General features: G+C 39.2%; 4 protein-coding genes. 3 read left to right on the forward strand and 1 reads right to left on the reverse strand.

The window, feature by feature from the left end; all coding sequences use genetic code 11:
- A partial coding sequence (locus IQ228_RS21710; protein WP_193964410.1) for a glycosyltransferase family 2 protein occupies window positions 1–897 on the reverse strand: 897 nt, incomplete at its 3' end.
- A gap of 524 nt (window positions 898–1421) precedes the next feature.
- Between IQ228_RS21710 and IQ228_RS21715 the strand changes: the two genes are divergently transcribed.
- From IQ228_RS21715 to IQ228_RS21725, 3 genes are read left to right on the forward strand one after another with little or no spacing between them, the layout of a single operon-like run.
- Window positions 1422–1967, forward strand: a complete 546-nt coding sequence (locus tag IQ228_RS21715) for a nucleotidyltransferase family protein (protein ID WP_027401973.1) — start codon at window positions 1422–1424, stop codon at window positions 1965–1967.
- 6 nt (window positions 1968–1973) lie between these two features.
- Window positions 1974–2306: a hypothetical protein gene (locus tag IQ228_RS21720; protein ID WP_027401974.1), complete on the forward strand. Its 333-nt coding sequence runs from the start codon at window positions 1974–1976 to the stop codon at window positions 2304–2306.
- 60 nt (window positions 2307–2366) lie between these two features.
- On the forward strand, window positions 2367–4463 hold the full coding sequence (locus IQ228_RS21725) for a pentapeptide repeat-containing protein (RefSeq protein ID WP_193964412.1): 2097 nt from the start codon (window positions 2367–2369) through the stop codon (window positions 4461–4463).
- The last annotated feature ends 68 nt before the right edge of the window (window positions 4464–4531 follow it).

A 4531-nucleotide genomic window follows, 5' to 3' on the forward strand; every position in this document is an offset into this window, starting at 1 on the left:
ATATAAAGGTCTTTTCTTGATTTCATCAAAAGTTTTCCCCAAATAAACGCCTAAAATTCCTAAAATAGAAATAATAATTCCTCCCAAAAAATATAGGGAAACAATAATACTACTCCAACCTGTTACAGTTGCACCATAAACCAAAACTTCAATAAGTATATAAAGTCCATAAATAAAAGCAAAAGTAGAAATGATAAAACCTAGTTTAATGGCTAATCTCAAGGGTTTATCAGAATAAGCTATAATTGTTTCACTAGCTAATTTCCATAATTTAGCAAAGGTATAGGTACTTTTCCCAGCAAAGCGTTCTTCATGGAAAACATCAATACTAGCAGTCGAAAATCCCATCCAATCTACTAAACCTCCAAAAAATCTCAGTCGTTCACGCATTAGACAAAAACTCTGGGCAACTTGTCGAGATATTATCCGAAAATTGCCAACTTCACCATCATATTGCAGTTCAGTAAAATAATTGAAAATCTGGTAAAATAGCCATGATGTCACTCGTTTTAAGGGAGAATCTTTTCGTTTTCCCCTCCTAGCTAAGACAACATCATAACCTTCTTGAGCTTTTGCATAAAGTCTGGGAATTTCTTCTGGTCTGTCTTGCAAGTCACAATCCATAACTACAACCCAGTCACCATCACAATGGTCTAAGCCTGCGGTTATACCATAATGTTGACCGAAATTCCGACTAAATTGAATTCCTTTTACCCGTGAGTCACTGTTAGCTAATTCAATAATTATATCCCAAGAGCGATCGCCCCCACAATCCTCAACTAAGATTAATTCAAAGTCTTGTGTAATCGTCTCTAATGAATCCGCAAGACGCTTATACAAAACGTACAAACAGTCTTCTGCTTTATAGACTGGGATTACCACCGAAATGTGAGGCATAATCTAAGCTAGTAGATTTACTGGAAAGTCAATAAGCAATACAATACTATACTGCCACATTGTGCTAATATAATTTTTAACATATTGTAACATTTTTATTGGGCATAGCTAAACATCCTCTTGCTAAGGAAGAGAATTTTCCGGTTTCCCCTTTTGGTAAGGGGGATTAGGGGGGATAATGTGGGAATCAGAGTTCCAGCATTAGTTTTATAAGTAGTGGGACAGAATTGATTACACAATGTCATTGCGTAAGCGAAGCGTGGCGTTAGCCATATGGAACGAAGTGAAATCAAGCAATTCCAAGGGTTGTGATTGCTTCGCTTCGCTCGCAATGACTGTAAATATTTTTGTCCAATTACTTACCTTATTTACCTGGGAGAAAATTATTTTTTGGTGCTGAAGATGGTGGTGAACATCATCAACATTCCCCCTATCAAAATAGCGATCGCTAATCCTCCAGCCACTAAATCCAAAGTATTATTATCTATGGTCATATTATCCATGCTCATCTAAAATTAGACACTATGAATGATAATACACAACTGCAAATTATTCTTACTAATTCAATTATTGCCACCGTCTTACCCGCCATAGCCCAACTTGAGTTACCTAACTGGTGGTTGGCTGGGGGTGCAGTCAGAAATACAGTTTGGCGTTCTCTGTTGGGAAAAGAATGTAATTTATTTATCAAAGATTTTGATATTGCTTTTTTTGATGAAACCGGCAACCGTGACCAAGAATTATTTGCCAAGTCTACTCTCAAAACACAGTTTCCCGAACAGGAGTTTGATGTGAAAAATCAAGCCAGTTTTGGGCATTGGCGGGCTGGACGCATGACTTATAATAGCACAGAAGATGGAGTTAAAAATTGGTTGCATACGGCAACTGCTGTAGGGGTTCGCATGAACAGACAGGGAGAATGGCAATTTTTTACTCCCTACGGATTAGATGATTTATTTAACGGGATTATTCGACCAACACCCACACATATTAATAATCCCGATGCTGATGCAAAAGCAGCCAGTTTTTTGCCAAAATGTCCTTGTCTACTGTTAATAAAAGATGAATAAAAATTTATGAACTCTCAACCAGAAGAAGATTTACAACGTCGTCTCCAAAATCTAGCAGCAGAAATCAAATCTGCCGGTGTAAATGCTCGTCAATCAGAAACAGAGACACCTGTAACTAGAGTTGCCCAATGGAATTTATATTTAGAAAGATCCAGAAATTGGTTTAATGGCTTATCAACAATTAAAAAGCTGGTAGTGACAGGTATAGTCATGTTGATAACCGTTTGGATGTTGCAAACAGTATTTGCTCTAGTTGCTTCCGTAATTAGTCTGGCGGTTTTGGCAGTGTTAGTGTATCTTGGATACAAATTTTTTATTGCTAATGGACAAGGAAAATAAGCAATAGCCTATTTGAGTCATGCCAATGGTGGCGTAAAAAAAATTACAGGTAATTACACGATGGCGAATCCAATGATCGGCAAAAGTAGTAGTCAGTCTAGCCGCCCCAAAGAACCGAAAAAAGCTAAAATTACACCATTAGCAACGAGGCGTTTTGTAGCTTGGACGGTGGAAATAACACTCCTTATTGCCAGTGGGTTAGTTCCTTATAGTTTAGGCGTATATGTAAATTCTCGTAGTGAGATTCGGCGAGTACCGCTGAATCCTGTCTTGGTAGTCACAGAAAAAGCGATCGCCAGACCACTAGCATTACCCATCAGTTATGGTATTCGCAACGTTGCCTGGCCGACCAATATCCTGTGGACATTAGCCCTATTATTGCCCACAAGCCTCTGTGGGTGGCAATTGTATTTACTGGCTAAAACAGGCAGCACCATTCCCAAACGGTGGTTTGGTGTGCGAGTCGTAAACGAAGCCGGAACAGCCCCAGGTTTAGGCGCAGTCATAGTTAGAGAAGGATTAGGGCGTTGGACAATCCCAGTTTCCGCCGCATATCTCCTCTGGCGTTACAGCTTTGTTTTCCCCAACTTGGCTCTGTTTACGTCTTTAACAATGTTAATGATCTTAGCAGAATCAAAAGGCTGGCCTAACCAAAAACATCCCCGCTCCTTCCATGATCAACTTGCAGGGACATATACAATAGATGCAACCAGCACTGTTACTCCTCCTGGGGAGCATTCAACCACAACCGAAAATAATGTAGATAGTTCACAATCTCCTTCCCCTGCTTCCCCCAGAAATAATCCTAGTATCAGCCTGTTTTTAGTAGGGTTAACTAGCATGATTGCTGTGTTATCAACCTTAATAGGTACACAAATCTACATCCAAACCCAAGAAAGCCAACGGAGAAGCGAACAAACTAATAGTCAAAAGTTCCTTGAACTCATCAAAGCACTCAATCCCAATAACGGTGTTACCAACGAAGACCGCCAAAGAGTTATTTTAGCCTTGGGTAGTGTTGATGATAAACAAGCCATCAAATTATTAATTGACTTATTGGTTAAAGAAACAGACCCCAAAACCCTGGATACTATTCAACAAGCCCTAACTAATGCTGGTTTTAAAGCCATTCCTGAATTAAACCGCATGAATCAGTTTCTCGCTGGAGAACTAGCATCTGCCGGTAAAAGTTCCAATGGGGAAATTAGACAAAATCAGCTAATTCTCACCCAGCAGGTAATTAATAAAATTCTGGCTATCTATAGTGGCGAAACTAACAAGATTGACTTGAGTAATGCTCAATTAGGTTCTCAAGCATCTGGAGAAAAGCCCTTATTTAACTTGGTATTAAACAACGTTGATTTATCAGGAATTGTCTTGAAATCAGCAAATCTTAACCAAGCTAACTTCCAAGGTAGTCGTTTCCGCAGCGTTGGTGAAGATGGACGTTGGGATACTTATGATGATGCGATCGCTGATTTAAATAACACTCAACTAAAGCAAGCTAACTTAAGTAATACCAACTTGAGTCGGGTTTCCATGAGTCGTAGTGATTTAAGTAGGGCTAATCTTAACAAAGCCAACTTATCATACACCCGTTTATTTGGGACTAATCTCAGTAGTACCCAGTTAGTAGGTACAGATTTACGAAATGCAATTTTAGAAAATGCCAGCCTGACAAATGCAGATTTAAGCAACGCTAACTTAACAGAAGCAAATTTATATGCCGCCAATTTAGTCCGGGTTTCTGCCATTGGTACACAATTAGCCTACGCGAATTTAACTAAAACGGACTGGCAAGGTGCAGATTTATCGGAAAGCTATTTAGATTATGCGAATCTCAGTCATGCTAACTTAAGTGCTACTCGACTCACTGGCGCTAGTTTACGCTCGACTAACTTAGAAAACGCTAATTTGCGAAGTGCTGATTTAAGTCGTGCTGACTTACGAGGAGCAAATGTCGCTGGAGCAGATTTTCAAGGCACAATTCTCTTTGTTGGTAAACAAAATCTAGCAGATCAGTTTGTGGAAACACCTGATATTGGTTCTCAAAATGCCTCAATTAAAGGAGTAGATTTCAGTCAGGCTAAAAATTTAGATCCGCAACAATTGGCATTTATTTGTACTCAAGGTGGACTAAATTCCCGTTGTCCATAATCACATAAAAGGATGTTTGAAAAGTATTATTCTGTGATTTTTAGCACAGTTATACCCCACCCTAACCC

The sequence above is a fragment of the Dolichospermum sp. LEGE 00246 genome (assembly GCF_015207865.1).
GTDB lineage: Bacteria > Cyanobacteriota > Cyanobacteriia > Cyanobacteriales > Nostocaceae > Dolichospermum > Dolichospermum heterosporum.

Excerpts from the sequence above, each read along its gene's own strand:
- IQ228_RS21715 (WP_027401973.1), top strand. The coding sequence starts at position 1,422 with ATGAATGATAATACACAACTGCAAATTATTCTTACTAATTCAATTATT.
- IQ228_RS21725 (WP_193964412.1), top strand. The coding sequence starts at position 2,367 with ATGGCGAATCCAATGATCGGCAAAAGTAGTAGTCAGTCTAGCCGCCCC.
- IQ228_RS21720 (WP_027401974.1), top strand. The coding sequence starts at position 1,974 with ATGAACTCTCAACCAGAAGAAGATTTACAACGTCGTCTCCAAAATCTA.